The sequence below is a fragment of the Faecalibacterium sp. AF28-13AC genome, from assembly GCF_003478405.1.
GTDB classification, from domain to species: Bacteria; Bacillota; Clostridia; order Oscillospirales; family Ruminococcaceae; genus Faecalibacterium; species Faecalibacterium prausnitzii_E.
On the sequence record NZ_QUFG01000001.1, the window covers coordinates 121,418 to 140,457 of the forward strand.

Annotated in this window: 16 protein-coding genes; 11 read left to right on the forward strand and 5 right to left on the reverse strand. The window is 61.8% G+C overall.

Features of this window, described 5'->3' with window-relative positions:
- Positions 1–14: 14 nt before the first annotated feature.
- The 9 genes from rbfA to DWY95_RS00660 all read left to right on the forward strand — a co-directional run bounded on the left by rbfA (position 15) and on the right by DWY95_RS00660 (position 8,178).
- Positions 15–395: a 30S ribosome-binding factor RbfA gene (rbfA, locus tag DWY95_RS00620; RefSeq protein ID WP_097792777.1), complete on the forward strand. Its 381-nt coding sequence runs from the start codon at positions 15–17 to the stop codon at positions 393–395.
- 16 nt (positions 396–411) lie between these two features.
- A complete protein-coding gene (locus DWY95_RS00625; RefSeq protein WP_097792776.1) occupies positions 412–1,410 on the forward strand; it encodes a bifunctional oligoribonuclease/PAP phosphatase NrnA in 999 nt (332 codons plus the stop codon).
- Entirely contained in the window at positions 1,411–2,295 is an 885-nt protein-coding gene (gene truB, locus DWY95_RS00630) for a tRNA pseudouridine(55) synthase TruB (protein ID WP_118551525.1), read from the forward strand. It abuts the gene before it with no gap.
- Between the two features lie 21 nt (positions 2,296–2,316).
- Positions 2,317–3,240, forward strand: a complete 924-nt coding sequence (gene ribF / locus DWY95_RS00635; protein WP_118551527.1) for a riboflavin biosynthesis protein RibF — start codon at positions 2,317–2,319, stop codon at positions 3,238–3,240.
- Between the two features lie 180 nt (positions 3,241–3,420).
- Positions 3,421–3,675, forward strand: coding sequence for a 30S ribosomal protein S15 (rpsO, locus tag DWY95_RS00640; RefSeq protein ID WP_005933138.1), 255 nt, complete (start codon positions 3,421–3,423; stop codon positions 3,673–3,675).
- Positions 3,676–3,888: 213 nt separating this feature from the next.
- Complete coding sequence (locus tag DWY95_RS00645) at positions 3,889–6,033, forward strand: polyribonucleotide nucleotidyltransferase (RefSeq protein WP_097792773.1); 2,145 nt, start codon at positions 3,889–3,891, stop codon at positions 6,031–6,033.
- A gap of 180 nt (positions 6,034–6,213) precedes the next feature.
- Positions 6,214–6,594 (forward strand): GntR family transcriptional regulator, encoded by a 381-nt coding sequence (locus DWY95_RS00650; RefSeq protein ID WP_097792772.1) that lies wholly within the window; start codon positions 6,214–6,216, stop codon positions 6,592–6,594.
- Positions 6,587–7,315, forward strand: a complete 729-nt coding sequence (locus tag DWY95_RS00655) for an ABC transporter ATP-binding protein (protein ID WP_097792771.1) — start codon at positions 6,587–6,589, stop codon at positions 7,313–7,315. The genes DWY95_RS00650 and DWY95_RS00655 overlap by 8 nt, the downstream gene beginning before the upstream one ends.
- Positions 7,309–8,178: a hypothetical protein gene (locus tag DWY95_RS00660; protein ID WP_118551529.1), complete on the forward strand. Its 870-nt coding sequence runs from the start codon at positions 7,309–7,311 to the stop codon at positions 8,176–8,178. The genes DWY95_RS00655 and DWY95_RS00660 overlap by 7 nt, the downstream gene beginning before the upstream one ends.
- Positions 8,179–8,249: 71 nt before the next feature.
- Here the strand turns inward: DWY95_RS00660 and DWY95_RS00665 are convergent, their stop codons facing one another.
- From DWY95_RS00665 to glgB, 5 genes are all read right to left on the reverse strand, one after another.
- Complete coding sequence (locus DWY95_RS00665) at positions 8,250–10,289, reverse strand: ABC transporter substrate-binding protein (protein WP_118551531.1); 2,040 nt, start codon at positions 10,287–10,289, stop codon at positions 8,250–8,252.
- A 191-nt stretch (positions 10,290–10,480) separates the two neighbouring features.
- Entirely contained in the window at positions 10,481–11,734 is a 1,254-nt protein-coding gene (locus DWY95_RS00670) for a 4Fe-4S dicluster domain-containing protein (RefSeq protein ID WP_118551533.1), read from the reverse strand.
- 4 nt (positions 11,735–11,738) lie between these two features.
- Positions 11,739–12,719, reverse strand: a complete 981-nt coding sequence (gene tig / locus DWY95_RS00675; RefSeq protein WP_118551535.1) for a trigger factor — start codon at positions 12,717–12,719, stop codon at positions 11,739–11,741.
- A 57-nt stretch (positions 12,720–12,776) separates the two neighbouring features.
- Positions 12,777–14,702 carry a hypothetical protein gene (locus DWY95_RS00680; RefSeq protein ID WP_118551537.1) on the reverse strand — a complete coding sequence of 642 codons (1,926 nt, stop codon included), beginning with the start codon at positions 14,700–14,702 and terminating at the stop codon, positions 12,777–12,779.
- Positions 14,703–14,840: 138 nt separating this feature from the next.
- Positions 14,841–16,769, reverse strand: coding sequence for a 1,4-alpha-glucan branching protein GlgB (gene glgB / locus DWY95_RS00685; RefSeq protein ID WP_118551539.1), 1,929 nt, complete (start codon positions 16,767–16,769; stop codon positions 14,841–14,843).
- Positions 16,770–17,078: 309 nt separating this feature from the next.
- Here glgB and DWY95_RS00690 point away from each other — a divergent pair, with 309 nt between their 5' ends.
- Both DWY95_RS00690 and DWY95_RS00695 read left to right on the forward strand, forming a co-directional pair.
- Complete coding sequence (locus tag DWY95_RS00690; protein WP_187116948.1) at positions 17,079–18,437, forward strand: alpha-amylase family glycosyl hydrolase; 1,359 nt, start codon at positions 17,079–17,081, stop codon at positions 18,435–18,437.
- Between the two features lie 63 nt (positions 18,438–18,500).
- Positions 18,501–19,019: a transcription repressor NadR gene (locus DWY95_RS00695; RefSeq protein WP_118551543.1), complete on the forward strand. Its 519-nt coding sequence runs from the start codon at positions 18,501–18,503 to the stop codon at positions 19,017–19,019.
- Positions 19,020–19,040: the final 21 nt, after the last annotated feature.

Sequence of the window (19,040 nt, forward strand, 5' to 3'; positions counted from 1 at the left end):
TAAGGAGAAACCGAATGTCTCAGAAAAATATGGGGCGTCTTGCCCAGGATATGAAGCGTGAGCTCATCGCCATCATCGGGCGGCTGAAGGACCCGCGCCTGGAGGGCGGTCTGCTGACCGTCACCCGTCTGGATGTGACGCCCGACCTGGATGTCGCCAAGGTCTATGTGAGCGTGATGGGCCGTGCCGACGGCCCCAAGCCCGCCATCGAGGCGCTGAACCGCGCTTCCGGCCATGTGCGCACCGAAGTGAGCAAGAAGATGCACATCCGCAAAGCTCCGCGCTTCATCTTCGTGGAGGATGACGGCGCAGCCTATGCAGCCCACATCAATGAGCTGCTCCGTGAGCTGAACGTCAACGGCGACAGCGAACAGCCGTCGCAGACCGAGGAATAAACAGCCTGCGGAAAGGATGGATCATGGGATGACAGAACAGTTGAATGTGCAGCAGATGGCCGAAAAGCTCCTGACTGCGGACGACATTTTGATTCTGTGCCACAAAAACCCGGATGGGGATACCGTTGGCTGCGGCAGCGCCCTGTACTACGCGCTCAGTGCGCTGGACAAAACAGCGGCGGTGCTCTGCTCCGACCCCATTCCCAGCCGGTATGCGTTTACCAACCCGCGTCTGTACAAAGGCGAGTTCGAACCCCAGATCGTCGTGGCCGTGGACGTGGCAAGCCTCCAGCTCTTCGGCGAGAACAACGGGATGCCGCAGTTCAGCCGCCACGTCGATCTCTGCATCGACCACCATGCGGGCAACAGCGGCTATGCCGAGTTCACCCTGCTGGACGGCACGGCAGCGGCAGCGGCAGAGCTGCTGTACGAGGTGCTTTGCGCCATGGGCGTGGACCTGACCCCGCACATCGCCAACTGCCTTTATACCGGTCTGTCCACGGACACCGGCTGCTTCCGGTTCTCTTCCACCACGGCCCGCACCCACATCGTGGCGGCCAAACTGATGGAAGCAGGGGCGCGGGTGGAAGAGCTGAATACGCTGCTCTTCGACACCAAGCCCCGCGAGCGGATGGAGGCGGAGCGGATCGCGCGCAACCATCTGGAATATCATCTGGACGGCCGCTGCGCTCTTATCTACCTCACCCGCGATGAGATCGAGCAGAGTGGCGTAGACCCCGCCGACCTCGAAGAGCTGACCAGCCTGCCCATCAGCATCGAGGGCGTCAAGGTCGGCCTGACCCTGCGCCAGCAGCCCGGCGGCAGCTACCGCATCAGTGTGCGCACCGCCAAGGGTGTGGACGCCTGCGCCATCGCGCGGCGTCTGGGCGGCGGCGGCCACACCCGCGCAGCGGGCTGTGAGCTGCTGGGCAACCTGGACAACGCCAAGAGTGCGATCCTGGCTGAGGTAGAAGCCGTGCTGGACGCAGAAAAACAGCCGCAGGAGGGCGAATGAATGCAGGGCATCCTCATCGTTGACAAGCCCACCGACTGGACCAGCTTTGACGTCATCGCAAAGCTGCGGGGCATCCTGGGCACCCGGAAGCTGGGCCACAGCGGTACGCTGGACCCCATGGCCACCGGGGTGCTGCCGGTGTTCTGCGGCGGGGCCAGCAAGGCCGTAGACCTGCAGCTGGACCACACCAAGGCCTACCGCGCCGTGCTGCGGCTGGGGGCCCGCACCGACACCGGCGACATCACCGGCACGGTGCTGGAAATGGCCCCGGTCACGGCAGGGGAGAAGGAGCTGCTGGACGTGCTCCCGCAGTTCATCGGCCCCCAGATGCAGACGCCGCCCATGTACTCGGCCGTCAAAATCAACGGCCAGCCGCTCTATAAAATGGCGCGGCAGGGCATCGAGGTGGAGCGGAAGGCCCGCCCCATCGAGATCCTGCACATCGAGTACGAGGGCAGCCCGGCAGAGAACGAATACACCCTGACGGTGCGCTGCTCCAAGGGCACGTATATCCGCGTTCTGCTGGAGGACATCGCCGCCGCCATGGGCCAGAAGGGCACCATGAGCGCCCTGCGCCGGGTGGCCGCCGGTGTTTACACCGAGGCCGACGCCCACACGCTGGAGGAGATCCAGGCGGCAAAGGACGCAGGCCCTGCGGCGCTGGAAGCGCTGATGCTGCCGGTGGAGAGCGTCTTTGCCTCGCTGCCGCTGCTGACGGTGGCCCCCAGGGTGGAACAGCACCTCTACAACGGCTGCCCCACCAGCCGCTACCCCGCCGCCGACGGGCGCTACCGCGTCCGGAACGAGGCCGGGCAGTTTCTGGGCCTTGCCAACATCGTGGGCGGAGTGCTCCGAGTCGAAAAGCTCTTTGTGGAGCGAAACTAACACAAAAAGGAACAAAATTTGATGCAGATCTTATCCTCTCTTTCGCCGCTGGCGCTGGAACACGAGGGCGGCACTGCCGTCGCTATGGGCTTTTTTGACGGCATCCACATCGGCCACCGTGCCGTGATCAACGGGGCCGTCCAGTGGGCCAGAGAACACGGTGCGGCCCCGGCGGTGTTCACCTTCCGGCTGCCGGCCGACAATAAGATGAAGGGCAAGCGCCTGCTCTCCACCGAGGACAAGCACGCCCTGATCGAAAGCCTTGGGGTGGAATATTACCTCTGCCCGGACTTTGAAGAGATCCGCGCGATGACGCCGGAACAGTTCGTGTACGGCATCGTGCAGGACTGCCATGCAAGGGCACTGTTCTGCGGCGAGAACTTCACCTTCGGGGCAAAGGCAGCGGGCGACCCGGATCTGCTGCGCAGGCTCTGCGCCCCGCTGGGCGTGGAGGTCGTGGTGGTGCCGATGGCCCAGTTTGAGGAAAAGCCGGTGTCCTCCACCCGCATCCGCACGGCGCTGGAGGGCGGCGACATCCCGGCGGCCAACGCCATGCTGGGGATGCCCTACGCCATCCGCTTTGCGGTGCAGCATGGGGCGGGCCTCGGCCGTACGCTGGGGGTGCCCACCATCAACCAGCTCTACCCGCAGGGTTTCCAGCTGCCGCGCTTCGGCATCTACATCACCCGCACGAAGATCGGTGATGTCTGGTATCCCTCGGCCACCGGGCTTGGCACCCGGCCTACCGTCAACAACGACCCCGCCAAGGTGACCTGCGAGACCTTCATCCCCGGCTTTTCCGGCGACCTTTACGGCACCGACCCGGTGGTGGAGTTCCACGCGTACCTCAGCCCCAGCAAAAAATTCGATACGCTGGACGAGCTGAAAGCCTGCATCAACCATGCAGCCGAGCGGGCGCAGGCGTATTTCCGGGCAGAGGCCTGAGCGTGAGCCGGAAAAGAAAGCACAGAATGGAGAATTTTTTCTTGCTTTTTACGTTGGTTTCTGTTATACTAGCCTTGTTACCGCAGCACGGGGCTGGGAGTATGCCCGTTTTTGGGAGTACCGTTTTTCCCGCATTCTGTGCCGACGGCAAATAAAATTTTATAAAGAGGTACTGTTACTATGAACAAGCAGGAAGTTATGGCCAAAGTCGCTCTGACCGAGAAGGACACTGGCTCCCCCGAAGTTCAGGTCGCTCTGCTGACCGCTCACATCAATGAGCTGAACGAGCATCTGAAGAAGAACCCGAACGATCACCACAGCCGCCGTGGTCTGATGAAGATGGTTGGCCGCCGCCGCAATCTGCTGGCCTACCTCCAGAAGAAGGACATCGAGCGTTACCGTGCTCTGATCGCAACCCTGGGTCTGCGTAAGTAATAGAAAACAGAGGGCAGGTACCGCAGCTGTGGTGCCTGCCCTTTGCTTTTTTTGTGGAACAAACGGCCGCTGCTGCGTGTTGCAGCAGTAAATCGAACGCCTGTGCCCGCCCTTTGGGGTGGTCTGCACGGGCGCTGGATTTATTGCTATGATGCGCGGCGGGCAGCCTTTTGGAAGATAAAAACCGCTAAAAGGACAAAGGAGGCAAACCAAATGGCAATCGAATTTGGTTCCCGCAAAGAGACCTTTGAGAACTTCAAGGTCTACGAGACGACGCTGGCTGGCCGGCCCTTCAAGGTCGAGATGGGCAAGATGTGCGGCCTGTCCAACGCAAGCGCCCTCATCCGCTACGGCGAGACCTGCGTGATGTGCAACGTGGTCATGAGCCCCAAGCCTCGCGAAGGTGTGGATTTCTTCCCCCTGAATGTCGAGTATGAGGAGAAGCTCTACGCCGCAGGCCGCATCCCCGGCAGCTTCATGCGCCGCGAGGGCCGCCCCGGTGAGCGCGCCATCCTCACCAGCCGTGTTGTGGACCGCCCCATGCGCCCGCTGTTCCCCAAGGAGATGCGCAACGATGTCTGCATCACCATGACCGTCATGAGCCTGGACCCGGACTGCAGCCCGGAGATCGCCGGTATGATCGGCGCATCCCTCGTCACTGCTGTGTCGGAGATCCCCTGGAACGGCCCCATCGGCGGCGTTCAGGTCGGTCTGGTGGACGGTGAGATCGTCCTGAACCCGACCCAGGAGCAGCGCAAAAAGAGCGACCTGGCCCTGACCGTGGCTGCCACCATGGATAAGATCGTCATGATCGAAGCCGGTGCCAACGAGGTCGATGAGGACACCATGCTGAACGCCATCAAGGCGGCGCATGTGGAGATCAAGAAGACCATCGCGTTCATCAACGAGATCGTGGCCGAGCGCGGCAAGCCGAAGATCGACTTCCAGGTCGTGGGCCTGGATATGGACGTCTTCCATGCCATCAAGGAGAAGTATCTGGACGACTTCAAGGCTGCGATGGACACCGACGACAAGAACGTCCGCGATGCCGCGCTGCTGCCCATCCTGGACAAGATCGCCGCAGAGTACCCCGACCTGAGCGACGCAGACCTCGACCTCGTCAGCTACAAGATGCAGAAGTACGTCGTCCGCCGCTGGCTGCTCGATGAGGGCAAGCGCGTGGATGGCCGCGGCATCAACGAGATCCGCCCGCTGGCCGCAGAAGTGGGCATCCTGCCCCGCGTCCATGGCTCCGGCATGTTCACCCGCGGCCAGACCCAGGTGCTGACCACCTGCACCCTGGGCGGCACCAAGGACAACCAGCTCATGGATGACCTGACCGATGAGCAGACCAAGCGCTACATCCACCACTACAACTTCCCGCCGTACTCGGTCGGCGAGGCCCGCGCACCCCGCAGCCCCGGCCGCCGCGAGATCGGCCACGGCGCACTGGCCGAGCGCGCCCTTGTGCCGGTGCTGCCCTCTCTGGAGGAGTTCCCCTACACCATCCGCTGTGTGTCCGAGGTCCTGAGCTCCAACGGTTCCACCTCGCAGGCTTCCATCTGCGGTTCCACGCTGGCTCTGATGGACGCCGGTGTGCCCATTAAGGCTCCGGTCGCCGGAATCTCCTGCGGCCTCATCACCGAGGGCGACCGCTGGATGACCATGCTGGACATTCAGGGTGTCGAGGACTTCCACGGCGACATGGACTTCAAGGTCGGCGGCACCCGCAAGGGCATCACCGCCATCCAGATGGACATCAAGATCGACGGCCTGACCTATGATATCATCGCCGAGGCCTTTGAAAAGTGCCGCAAGGGCCGTCTGTACATCCTGGACGAGATCATCAAGCCTGTCATCGCTGAGCCGCGCCACGAGCTGAGCCGCTGGGCCCCCAAGATGTTCAGCATGATGATCCCCACCGATAAGATCAAGGACGTCATCGGCAAGGGCGGCAAGGTCATCCAGGACATCTGCGCGACCTGCAACTGCAAGATCGATGTGCAGGAGGACGGCCACGTCTTCGTTTCCGCGGTCGATCAGGAGGACGCGAAGCGCGCCATCTTCACCATCAAGACCATCGTGGAGGACCCGGAGATCGGTGCCATCTACAAGGGCAAGGTCACCCGCCTGATGAACTTCGGCGCCTTCGTCGAGATCGCACCGGGCAAGGAGGGCCTCGTCCACATCTCCAAGCTGGACACCAAGCGTGTCGAGCGGGTGGAAGATGTGGTGGCCGTGGGCGACGCCATCGTGGTCAAGGTCACGGACATCGACCAGCAGGGCCGCATCAACCTGAGCCGCCGCGACGCCATCCTGGCTCTGGAAGCCAAGCGCGCCGCACAGGAGCAGGGCTGATTCGCGCTGAATCGGAAAGAACCAAATCCCCCGAAGGGAATCGAACGCAAAAGCGTTCGGCCTCTTCGGGGGATTTTTTGCGTTTTGAATGAAGAAAATGCAGAAACCCCCTTGACAAAAAACTAAAATCGTATATTATTGTATTAAGCGCTTAACATAGTAACACAAGGAGAAAAGACCATGAGCGAACAGTTTGATTCCAGCCGGCCGATCTATGCCCAGCTGGTGGAACGGCTCAAAGCCAGGATTCTGGCGGGCACCTACCAGCCCGGCGGGCACCTCGACTCGGTGCGGGACCTTGCCGCAGCGGCAGGGGTCAACCCCAACACGATGCAGCGGGCGCTGGCCCAGCTGGAAGCCGAGGGCCTGGTCCGCACCGAGCGGACGAGCGGCCGGTTTGTAACGGAGGATACCGATTTGATCGAACAACTGCGGGCGTCTGCGGCCCGAAACATCGCAGCAGATTTTCTGGAAAAAATGCGCAGCATCGGCTATACGCCCCAGCAGGCGGCAGAGCTGCTGCGCAGCTGGAACGAAACGGAGGGAAAACAGCATGAGTAAGATCCTGACTTGTGAACATCTGACCAAGGCCTATGGGAAAGAGAAGACCGCCCTGAACGGCATCGACCTGAACCTTGATTTTGGCCGCATCGTCGGCCTGCTGGGCCCGAACGGCAGCGGCAAGACCACGCTGCTCAAACTGGCAAACGGTCTGCTGCAGCCCACCGAGGGTGTGGTGAAGATCGCGGGCATGATCCCCGGCCCGGAGACGAAGGAGATCGTCTCCTACCTGCCGGATGCCGATTGGCTCCCCGACTGGATGCGGGTGGAAGAGCTGGTGAACATGTTCCGGGATTTCTACGGGACGCCCTGCGAAGCCAAAGCGTACATCGGGTTCGATGCCGCCAAAGCCAACGAGATGCTGGCCCGGCTGAACATCGACCCCAAGGCCCGGCTCAAGACGCTTTCCAAGGGCACCAAGGAAAAAGTCCAGCTGGTGCTGGCTATGAGCCGCGCCGCCAAGCTCTACCTGCTGGATGAACCCATCGGCGGTGTGGACCCCGCCGCGCGGGACTATATCCTGAACACGATCATTTCCAACTACAGCAAGGACGCAACGGTCGTCATCTCCACCCATCTCATTGAGGACATCGAGCCGGTGCTGGACGAGGCTGTGTTCCTGAAGGACGGCAAAATCTTCGCCCACCGCGCTGTGGACGACATCCGCGAGACCGAGGGCAAGAGTGTCGATGCGTATTTCCGGGAGGTATTCAAATGCTGAAGCAATTGTTGAAATATGAGTTCAAGGCCACCAAAAGCCTGTACTTCGGGCTGTATCTGGCGCTGGCACTGCTGAGCGTGGTGCTGGGCGTTTCGTTCCGGCAGGAAAATGCATGGGCCGACAATACGAATTTCGGGCGGCTCGAAGTCATTCTGATGGTCCTCTATCTCTCTGTCATCTTCGCCATTGCGGTGCTCTGTTTTGTCAGCACGGTCCAGCGCTTTTATAAAAATCTGCTGGGGCGTGAAGGCTACCTGATGCACACCCTGCCCGTGACCGAGACCCAGCTCATCCTCTCCAAGCTCATCACCAGCATGGTCTGGGTGCTGTGCAGCGGCCTGGTGGGCATCGTCTGCATCACGGTCATGGTTGCTGTCGGCGTGTTCGACCCGGAGACCTTCGGCATGGTGGACTGGGAAAGCTGGAAGCAGCTGTGGGGGATGCTGTATGGGGAACTGGACGCGAAGTTCTGGCTGGTGACGTTCTGGACCATCCTCATCAATCTGGCCCGGCTGGCCGACCTCATCCTCTGCGTTTACGCCGCCTGCATGATCGCCCATCCATTCCGGAAGTATGGGATGGTCTCCGGCATCCTCGCCTTTATCGGCCTGAACGTTGTGGAGAACCAGATCGATAAGCTGCTGGGCACGAACCATGTGAACCTGTTTGTGGACATTACCTATCGGGTGGCCGATGTGAACGTGACCGGTGTGACCTATGGAATGACCCCGATGCAGACCATGACCACAGCGTTCGGGGCCGACTCCGGCTACCTGTTCTGCTTTGTTGTGACCTCGGCCTTCGCGGCGGCCTACTTCTGCCTGACCCGCTGGCTGATGAAGCATAAACTGAATCTCGAATAAGAAAAGAAGCTGAACAACAGAAAAATGGCTTCCGGCAACTGCCGGAAGCCATTTTTTGTCAGGTGTAAAAATCAGCGGGCGTCGCGGTTGGCCTCGTACTCCTCCATGGAGATGTAGTGGTCCAGCACATGGATGCCCTTCAGGCGCTTGTTGGAGAAGCCGGTGGAAGCGTACTGGCCCTCCCAGTAGTTCAGGCGGGTGGCCAGATAGGCGGGCACACTCATGCCGCGCGGGATGACCAGCGCGTTGTTGATGAGCAGGGCCTCGGCATCGGCGAAGGCCTTGTAGCGGGCGTCGATGTCATCGGTGATCTGCTTGGCAGCCTCGATGGCGGTCATGTACTGCATGATGGCGTCCGCTGTGTCGCCGGTGATGAAGCCGTCTTCCACGCCGGTGCGCAGATACGCATAGCGCATCCCGCGGGAATCCTCGGCCTGATAGAACGGGTCGGTCTCGGTCTCCGGGTCGGAGTAGTCGGCGCCCCAGTTGCAGAGCAGGAACTCGAACTTGCCGTTGCGGCGGACGGCGGACAGGAAGCTGTCCGCAGGGCCTTCGGTGATGATGACATCAATGAAGTCGAAGCCGTCGTTCAGCACACCCTCCAGCTGCTGCTTGAAGACCTGGCACTGCTTGTCCCAGTCGGTGGAAGAGGGGTTGTAGGGCAGCTGCACCTTGATGGGGAAGGTGGCACCGGCAGCGGTCAGCTCCTCGATGGCAGCATCGCGGAACTCCTTGGCCTTGGCCTCATCGAAGAACTCGGTGATGTTGGCCAGGTCGCCGCACTGGGTGTAGTCCACACCGGCAGTGGTGGCGCAGAAGTTCGGGGGCGTGATGGTGTTCAGCTTGTAGCCGTCATAGCCTTCCGGGGCAGAAACGGCCAGTGTGACGGCGTTGTTGATGCCGTACAGGAAGGCCTTGCGGAAGTTGGTGTTGTTGATGGCCTTGGCCCAGTTGTCCGGCTCATACTCGGCATCCACGCCCTCGACGCTCCAGTTGGAGAACTCGTGGGCGTAGGGCATGAAGTTGAACATGTAGAAGTAGGTGTAGTTGGTGTTGGGGCGGTCCATGGAGACCATGCTCCTGGTGGTGTCGTCGCTCAGCCAGCTGTCCAGAATATCGGGACCGATGGTGGCTTCGTCGATCTCGCCGCGCTTGATCATCTCCGGGCCGTTGACGGCGGCTTCAGCGTTGTAGATGCGGCTGATGGTCTCGATGAAGACGTTGTCGGCGTCGTAGTTCTCCGGATTTTTCTTCATGATCCAGGTCTCCAGAGACTCGTAATCCGCCAGATAGAACGCACCGCAGCTGTACATGGTCTCGGCAGAGGTGGCGTACTGGTCGCCCATCTCGTCCAGCAGGGGGCCGTAGGCAGGCTCATAGGGCAGGTAGCACAGCAGGCTCAGGAAGCCGGGGAAGTCGTAAGTCAGGGTGTAGGTCAGGGTGTGGTCATCCACGGCCGTGACGCCCACGGTGTCGAAGTCCAGCGGCTCGTAGGTGCTGGCGGTGCCGTCCGGAGCGGTCACGGTGACCAGACCGCTGGCGTCGGCGGTGTAGGTGGTGCCGTCGTCGTCCACAACGCCGGTGTTGGCGTTGTTCAGGTAGACGTAGTAGTTGTAGTAGTCATCGGCACCGGCGATGTAGGCGGTGACCAGACCGACGTTGGAGGAGGCGTAGTCCGGGGTCAGAACATACTTCAGGGCGTCCACAAAGTCCTGCGCGGTGACGGGGGCCACGACTTCGCCGTTGTTGTCCACCCAGTTCTCCTCCCGCAGATGGAAGGTCCAGGTCAGGGTGTCCGCATCCCAGTCCCAGCTGGTGGCCAGACCTTCGCGCATGACGCCCTTGTTGTCGTACTCGACCAGCGTATCCACGCAGTTGGCACCCACGACCATTTCCAGGTCGGTGGCGGTGGTCAGGTAGTTCAGGGTGGCGGGCTGGCTGGAGTACAGGATGGTGTACTTGGAGGTGTCCACCGTGCCGGAAGCCGCGCTGCCGGTGCTGCCGGCAGAGGAACTGCCGCCGCAGCTGGTCAGCAGACCGGCTGCACATGCGCCTGCGGCTGCCAGACCGCTGGCTTTGAGGAACTGGCGGCGAGAAATCAAATGATCCATGATAAAATCCCTCTTTCTTCGTATTTCATGTTTTTGTGTGCGCCAGCGGCTGGGGTGCACTGTTTCCCATCAGCGGGGAATTGCAAAAAGGCGTAACGGAATACTTCCGTTACGCCTTTGTAACAGTCCCTCCCGACCACAGCCGTGTGGTTACAGAAAGTATAGCATCCTTTCGGGCGGACGTCAATTCTTTAATTCATATTGGTTTCGGCAGCGGGCGCTTCCGGCACAGCGGCGGCGGGGGCCGTTTCTGCGGCTGCGGCAGCCGACTCGGCCTGGACTTCCGCCGCCAGTGCCTTGGCGGCTTCCTCGGCGGCGCGCTTGGCCTCGCGCTCGGCCTGGCGCTCCTTGGCCTTGGCCACGGCTTCTTCCTGCCGCTTTTTGGTGCGGATTTTGATGCGGCAGACCGAGCAGATGCCGTCCTTGCAGTTGGGGGCGATGGGCTTGCCGCACTCCTTGCAGAGGCTCTTGGTGCATTTGTAAACGCTCACCGGGCCCAGCGTGGTCAGCTGGCGGAGCTTCAGCCCGTCCAGACCGCCGTTGGAGCAGGTGGCAACGCAGACGCCGCACTCACTGCACTTCCACGGCGTGATGACCGCGCGGGTCTGGCCGTCGGGCAGATCCTCGAAGCGGATGGCCCCGGCGCGGCAGGCCTTTTCGCACCGGCCGCAGGCAAAGCACTTCTGGGTGAAATTGGGCAGGTGGTAGCCGTATTTGAGGGGCGTTTCGCTGGCGGCTTTCAGCTGCTTGGTGCGCTGGTGCAGCAACAGGCGGAAGTCCACCGCGCTCTGGTCATCGTCCCGCAGGCCGGGCAGCATCCGGAGCAGCTGCTTCGTGCCCGCCTTGGAGCCGGCCGTCACCTGCTCCATCATCTCGCGGCGGGAGTATTCCTTGCTGTGGAAAGGGGCCGCATCCTGCTCGTAGGCCAGGGTGAACCGAGCCTCGAAGAGAGGCTGGCCGAAAAATTCCACCAGACGGGTGAGCTCGTTGCGCAGATGTTCGGCGCAGACGTCGTTCTCGCACTCGCCGCAGGGGGTCAGGTCCAGCACGATCTTTTTGTTCAGGGCCAGGTAGGCCAGCGCCTCCCACGAGAGGGCCGATACGCAGGCCCGGACGAGGGTGTTCTTGCGGGTGCTTTTCTCGCAGCCGATCCAGACGGTGTCGTTGTCGCTGTCGGCGGGGGCCGTGTCCCGCTGGACCTGCTCCGGCGAGGGGGCGATGCAGCCGCTGCGGCAGGCAGAAACGCAGAGGCCGCAGTCGGTGCAGGGGTCCCAGTCCTTGACGAGATTCGGGCGGGTGAAGATCGCATCCCCAAAGGGGCAGATGTCCTTGCAGGCCGTGCAGGGGGTGCGGTGCGGGTGCAGGTTCCAGCACTGTCTGCGGTTGATCTCCGGGTGGGTGGTCTTCATCAGCGCATCCATGGCGTAGCGCGTAAAGAAACTCATCGAATCACTCCTTATCCGGGTCCATGACCGAAGTCACGACGGCGTTGTCCAGCAAAAAGCGCTGGACCTTCTGGGCAGCTAGAGCAGCGGCCACGGTCTCCGGGGCCAGCACACGGCGGATGTCGGCTTCGGGGGTGTCCTGCTGCACGGAGAGGCGGCGGTATTCGGCGTTGACCTCTTCGGGCCGGACGGTGATGTTCTCGGCCTCTGCGATGGCGCGGGCCGCGTACATGGTGCGGATCTTCCGCTCAGCGTCGGCGCGGTAGCCTGCCCGCAGGGCCTCGGCGGTGGTGCGGCTGTTCTTGCAGTGCTGCTCCATGCTGATGCCGCTGCGGCTCAGGCGCTGGCTCAGCAGCTTCATCTCGTTGTCGGCGGTGCGGTCGAGCACGGCCTCCGGCACGGTGACGGTCAGGTTGGCACCGGCCATCTCCAGCAGCTTCTGCCCGGCGGCGCGGTCGGCACCGTCTTCGTGGATCTTCTGCTTTTTGGCGCGGACGGCCTCCCGCATGGCGGCGAGGGACGCATAACCGGCAGACTGCGCGAACTCCTCGGTCAGCTCCGGGGTGGTCTTCTCGGCCACGGAGTGGAGCGTGATCTCGAACTGCGCCGTCTTGCCGGAAAGCTCCGGCACGCGGAACGCAGCCGGATAGGTGAAGTCGAACCGGAAGGTCTCACCGGCCTTGTGGCCATAGATGGCCTGCTCGGCGGCGGGCATCAGCTTGCCGTCGCCCAGCACGACCATGACCTTCTCCATCCGGCTGTCGGGGATCTCCTGGCCGTCCATGAAACCGGCGAAATCCAGCAGCACCCGGCTGCCGCGCTTCGCGGCCTCGGTGGAGTTGTGGTAGGTGGCGCGCATCCGGGTCTGGTGGACCATCTCGATGTCCAGCGTCTTCTCGGAAATGCCGCGCACATGGCGGGTGACGGCCAGCCCTTTATACTGTCCAAGCTTTACTTCAGGGAAATTATTCTGCTGATTTTCCATTTTGCAATACTCCTTCTGACGATAGAACGTTTATTCGAAAAATGGGAGGGTGCGGTGTTATAACCCGTGGGCGACAAGCCAGCTCTCGGCGACCTGCGAGAACATTTCGGGGTATTGGGCATTTTCGGCGTCGAAGACGTGGAGGTAGGTCTCCACTTCGGCACGGGTGGGGGCGGCGACCCGCTCCCAGATGGTGAAGGTGTAGCCGTTGCCCATATCGAATGTGGCGGCAAGGGTGTGGGTGCCGTCCCGCAGCTCGGCGAATTTGGCGTTCAGCTTGTGGCCCAGCTCCGTGTCCGATGCGTAGGACAGGGGGTAGGGGTCAACGGTGACGACATACTTTGCCTCAAAGAAGCTCATGGGGAAGTTGTGGGTGCCCGGCACCGAGAAGCTGTCCGGCAGTTTGCCGTCCAGCGGCTGCTCCGGCAGCAGGCAGTTGCGCAGATGGCCGGGGTTGTAGAGCATGTCGTCGGTGATCATGTACGCGGTCTCGCCGTCGCCGAGGTGGACGCTGAGCCATTCGGTCACAGCCTGCAGCTGGCTCAGGTCCCTGCGGTCGCAGGTCAGACCGTCGAGCCGGACAAATTCTGCGGTGCTCTTGAGCGGGAAGTGGTCGATGAGAAAATCGGGCAGGGCCACCACCGTCAGCGGCGAGCAGCGCACCGATACGGCAAACACCAGCGTGAACGCCCAGTAGCCCAGCTTGAGGGCCTTGCGGCGCTCGATGCCCTCCGCCAGCGCCGCAGCGCCTGCCAGAAAGAGCAGGAAGTAGGCGGGGAGGAAGAGGAGCATCTGGTGGGAGCCGGTGTTCTGCACCCGCGTGAAGAGCACGAGGCTGACCGCCAGCTCACAGGCACCCAGCGCAGGCAGGGCGAACCGCTTGCGGCGGAAGGCATCTGCGATGCCCAGCCCGATGAGGATGAAGTTCAGCAGGCCGATGCGAAGGGTGTGGTAATAAAGCTCGGTGGCCATGCCGCCGACGTTGTAGTAAGAATAGCGGTCGGAGTAGTCAAAGGCGAGGATCCTGCGGACCATGGGCCAGAGCAGGGCGACCATTGCGACTAGGGCGCAGAGGCCGAAGGCGATGAGGTTGCGCACCCGGCGGACGGCCAGCGCCTTGTCGGTCCTGGCGAGTTTTGCGCTGCTGACCAGAAGCAGCAGTGCGTAGGAAAAGTAGTAGCCGACCACGAAGTAGAGATACCACCGGCGGGTCAGAATGACCGCTGCCGTGGCCAGAAAGAGGAGGGCGAACCGGCCCGGCTCCAGCTGTTCAAAGCGGTAGTCCAGCGTCAGCACCAGGATGGCGAAGGCGAAGATGAGGCCGAACCAGTCCGGCTGGGCCATCATTGCGCTCATCCGCAGAAACGGAAAGGTGAGCAGCCACGAAAAGCCGATGAGGAAGTAATAGAACCGGTTCTTCACCCGGAGCATCTGCCCCACCTTGATGACCACGCCCGCCAGCAGCACCATCAGGCTGGGCAGGACGCAGAACACCTGGCTGAACGCATAGCTGTCGCCGGTGCGGGCCGTCAGGCAGAAGGGAAACTCAGTGAACAGGGTGATGAAATTGGTGTAGTCCTCTGCGAAGGAGCCGAAAATGTACGCGAAGCCCGCCGCCGGGCCGGCAGCAAAGGCCGCCTCGGCGCTGTATTGCTTGACGAGGTAGTTGGCGTAGTCCCAGGCGTAGACGAAATCGCGCCGCCCCAGCGCCCAGTAGAAATAGAGCACCGCCGCCGCCCAGCAGCCCACAAGGACGGCCCGGTGGAAGAAGTCCAGCGTGACGCCGGACACCCGCAGCACCCACAGCGCCCCGTAGAACAGCGCACAGCTGCACCACAGGCTCACCAGCGGGAAGAATGCCGCCCCGGTGGGGAAGAGCAGCCCGATGGCTGCCAGGACCAGTACCCCGATGCCGAGCGCGGCCCCCGCTTTGCCCCAGGGGGTGAGGCCGCGTTTCAGCAGGGCCGAACGTGTTTGTTCCATAACACAAAACCTCTCACAAAACCTGATAGTTCATGTTACAGTATAACGGTTCTGCCCGGCGCTGGCAAGGCCGCAGCGGCGGCAAAACGGAAAATATCCCGCTGCATTTTCAGCAGACGGGATACTTTGAACAAAAAATTACTTTTTGGAATTGATTGCGGGCTTTGCAGCGGCCTTGCGCCGGGCAGCAGCAGCCTTCCGGGCCGAAGCCTGTGCGGCCTCGGCATGGGGAGCCTCCGGCGTCAGACGGAGCAGTCGGCTGCCCATGGCGGGCAGGTCGAGGGTCAGGGTGTAGTCCCGCCCATAGACGCCGCCGTCCGTGGTGTGGAAGCTCCGGGTCCGGCTCTTGTCGGCACCGTTCCAGCGGGAGGCCTCGCTGTTCAGCAGCTCTTCGGCCCCGCAGGGGAACTTGAGGTAGAGCGGGAACTTTTTGTGGGCGGTGTTCTGGGTGTTCATCACACAGAGCAGAGTCTGGCCCGCGCCCTTGCGCAGCCAGGCGTACACGCCCTCGTCCCGGCTCTCGCTGGCCACCCACTCAAAACAGCCGGGGTTGTATTCGCCGTCGTAGAGGGCGGGCTCTGTGGCGTAAAGGCGGCCGAGTTCGGCGAAGTATTTCTGGAAGCTGTCGTGGAAGGGGTATTTCATCAGGCCCCAGTCCAGCTCTTTCTTCTCGTCCCACTCGCGGAAATGGCCCAGCTCGTTGCCCATGAAGTTCAGCTTCTTGCCGGGGTGGGTGTACATGTAAAAGTACAGGGTGCGCAGCTGGGCGCACTTTTCCTCGTAGGTGCCCCAGAGCTTGTCGATGATGGTCTTTTTGCCGTGGACCACCTCGTCGTGGCTCAGCGCCAGCAGATACAGCTCGTTGTAGAAATACTGCATACTGAAGGTGAGCTTGTGGTAGGCATCCGGGCGCTCGCCGAAGGGGGTGGCGAAATAGTCCAGCGTGTCGTGCATCCAGCCCATGTCCCACTTGTAGTCGAAGCCGATGCCGTCGTAGCGGGTGGGGGCCGTGACCTTGAGGAAGTTGGTGGAGTCCTCGGCCGTGTAGATGCCGGTGGGGAACCGTGTGTTCAGGCCGTGGTTCAGATTCCGCAGGAAGGTGACCGCACCCTCGTTTACGCCGCGGTTGGGGTCGCCCTGCCAGTAGAGCGCGCGGGAGATGGCGTCCATCCGGATGCCGTCGCAGTGGTAGACGTCCATCCACAGGGCGGCGGCGCTGTTCAGGAAGCTGCACACCTCCCGGCGGTAGTAGTTGAAGTTGCAGGTGCCCCACTCGCTGTGGCCCACATCGCTGTCGTACTCATACAGATGGGTGCCGTCAAAGTTGGCCAGCGCGTCGCCGTTGGCGGCAAAGTGGACCGGCACAAAGTCCATGATGACGCCGATGCCCATCCGGTGGCAGGCGTTGACGAAGGCTGCAAAATCGGCCGGGGAGCCGTAGCGGCTGGTCACGGAGAAATAGCCGGTGGTCTGGTAGCCCCAGCTGCCGTCGAAGGGGTGCTCGGCCAGAGGCAGCAGCTCCACATGGGTGAAGCGGTGGTCCAGCAGCCAGGGAATCAGCTCCCGTGCCAGCTCGCGGTAGTTGTACCAGCCGTCCGAGCCGTCCTCGCAGGTGGCGTTGGGCTTGTGCTTCCAGCTGCCCGCATGGAGCTCGTAGATGTTCAGGGGCAGGTTGCGGCACTTGTCCCGCCGCTCCATCCAGGTGTGGTCGTCGAACGGGAAGTCCAGTTTGGTCAGGATGCTGGCCGTGCCGGGGCGCAGCTCGGTGGCAAAGGCGTAGGGGTCGGCCCGCATCACGGTGTTGCCGTCCCGCCCGTGGATGCGGAACTTGTACATCTCGCCCTCCTGCAGACCGGGGACGAAGCCGTTCCAGATGCCGGTCTCGGCCCGCTGCATGGGCACACCGGGGCCCCAGCCGTCAAAGCCACCGCAGATCTCCACGGCCACGGCGCTGGGGGCCCACACCGCGAACCGCCAGCCGTCCCGGAAGGGATGCGCACCCAGTGTGCGGTAGGCGTCAAAGCAGTCGCCCAGAAAGAACGAACGATCGATCGAAGGAAATTCCATGCCAAAAACTCCTTTTCTATTCACAGCCCTGCCCCCTCCGCCATTGCTTCGCAATGCCGCCTCCCCAAAGTGGGAGGGTTTGGCAGTTTATGCAGACGCGAAGCGGCCTGAGAGGGTGAGGCACCTTTCCTTTTTGTCATTGTTACTAAGAAAACCAAATCGAAATCGTCAAACCTGCTGATTTTGCAGGAGACTTTGTATAAAAATTAGCAAAGTTCCACACTTTGGTCCGGAACTATGCTATACTATCTCTGTCGCCCGTATGCGGCGGGCGCAGGAAAAACTGCTAGAATGGGAGAGACTGTAACGATGGCTTGGTATGACAACGCTGTATTTTATCACATCTATCCGCTGGGGCTGTGCGGCTGCGCACATGAGAACGACGGCCAGCCCACACCCGGTGCCTTTGCAAAACTGAACGCCTGGGCCGAACACGCTTATGAGGACCTTGGCTGCACGGCCATTTATATCGGCCCGCTGTTTGAGAGCGGCTCCCACGGCTACGATACCATTGACTACCGCCGGGTGGACCGCCGCCTGGGCACGAATGAAGAGTTCCGGGAGTTTGTGGCCAACTGCCACGCCTGCGGCCAGAAAGTCATCGTGGACGGCGTGTTCAACCATGTGAGCCGTGATTTCTTCGCCTTCCAGAACCTGAAAACGGACCGCGAGAACGCCCGGTATAAGGACTGGTTCTGCGATGTGAATTTCTGGGGCAACAACGAGTACAACGACGGCTTCTCCTACGGCAACTGGGGCGGCTTCAACCTGCTGGTCAAGCTGAACCAGCGCAACCCGGAGGTCCAGAATTACCACTACGATACGATCCGCTTCTGGGTCCGTGAGTTCGACATCGACGGCATCCGTCTGGATGCAGCCGACGTGCTGGACTTCGAGTTCATGAAGGGCCTGCGCCGCCTGGCCAACGAGGTCAAGCCGGAGTTCTGGCTGATGGGCGAGGTCATCCACGGTGATTACAGCCGGTGGGCCAACCCCGAAATGCTCCACTCGGTGACCAACTACGAGCTGCACAAGGGCCTGTGGAGCGGCCACAACGACCACAACTATTTCGAGATCGCGCACACCATGCGCCGTTTGCAGGGCCTGTGCCACGACACCCGGCTCTATCTCTTCTCGGACAACCACGATGTGGAGCGCCTGCCCAACAAGTTGCGCAACCGGGCCCACATCCGCCACATTGCTCTTCTAGTATATACGCTTTGGGGCATTCCGTCCATCTATTATGGCTCGGAATTTGCAATTGAGGGCAAAAAAGAGTGGGGGAGCGACTGGCCGCTCCGCCCCTGCCTGGAATTGGATGACTTCAAGGATGCGCTGACCACCAATCCGGTCACCAGCGTATACGCAGCGCTGGGGCGGCTGAAGGCCGCGTGCCCGGAGCTGACCTGGGGCGAGGTGAAAGAGTTGCAGCTGACTACCCAGTGCTATGTGTTCGCCCGTGTGCTGGACGGCAAGGCCGTCGTGGCCGTCTTCAACAACGGCGACAGCCCCGCGCAGCTGGAGTTCCCGCTGCCGGTGGAGGCCACCGGTGCCGAAGACCTGCTGGCCGACTGCGTGGGCAGCCAGCCGATCCGGACGGAAATCGAGTGGGGCCGGATGAAGGTGCAGCTGCCCTCCAATTACGCTACGCTCCTCCGCCTGAAATAAACTTGCACATTCCTGCGGGGTCTGTTATTATAAGGTAAAATCAGAAAACAGGGGGGCATTCGGATGAATGCTGTACAGCGCAGAGAAGTGATATTGGAGCGGCTGAGCAACGCCGACGCACCGGTCAGTGCCAGTGTGATGGCGGCGGAGCTGGGCGTCTCCCGCCAGATCGTGGTGGGCGATGTGGCCCTGCTGCGGGCCGGCGGTGCGGCCATCGAAGCCACGCCGCGGGGATATCAGTTCCACCCGGCCCCCGGCGGCTACACCGGCATCCTGGCCTGCGTCCACCGCACGGCAGAGGAGATGCGCACCGAACTGTATGCGGTGGTGGACCAGGGCGGCACTGTGGTGGACGTGGCCGTGGAGAACCCGCTGTACGGCGAGCTGCGCGGCAACCTGAACCTGTCCAGCCGGTATGATGTGGACAACTTCATCCAGCAGGCAGCGGATACCCCCGAATGCCTGCTCAGCCGGATGACCGGCGGGGTGCATCTGCACACCCTCTGCTGCCCGGACGAGAAAACGTTCCACCGCATTGAGGCAGCGTTGGAAAACGCGGGTGTCCTGTATAAAAAAGAGTAACAAAACCCGCAGATTCTGTCT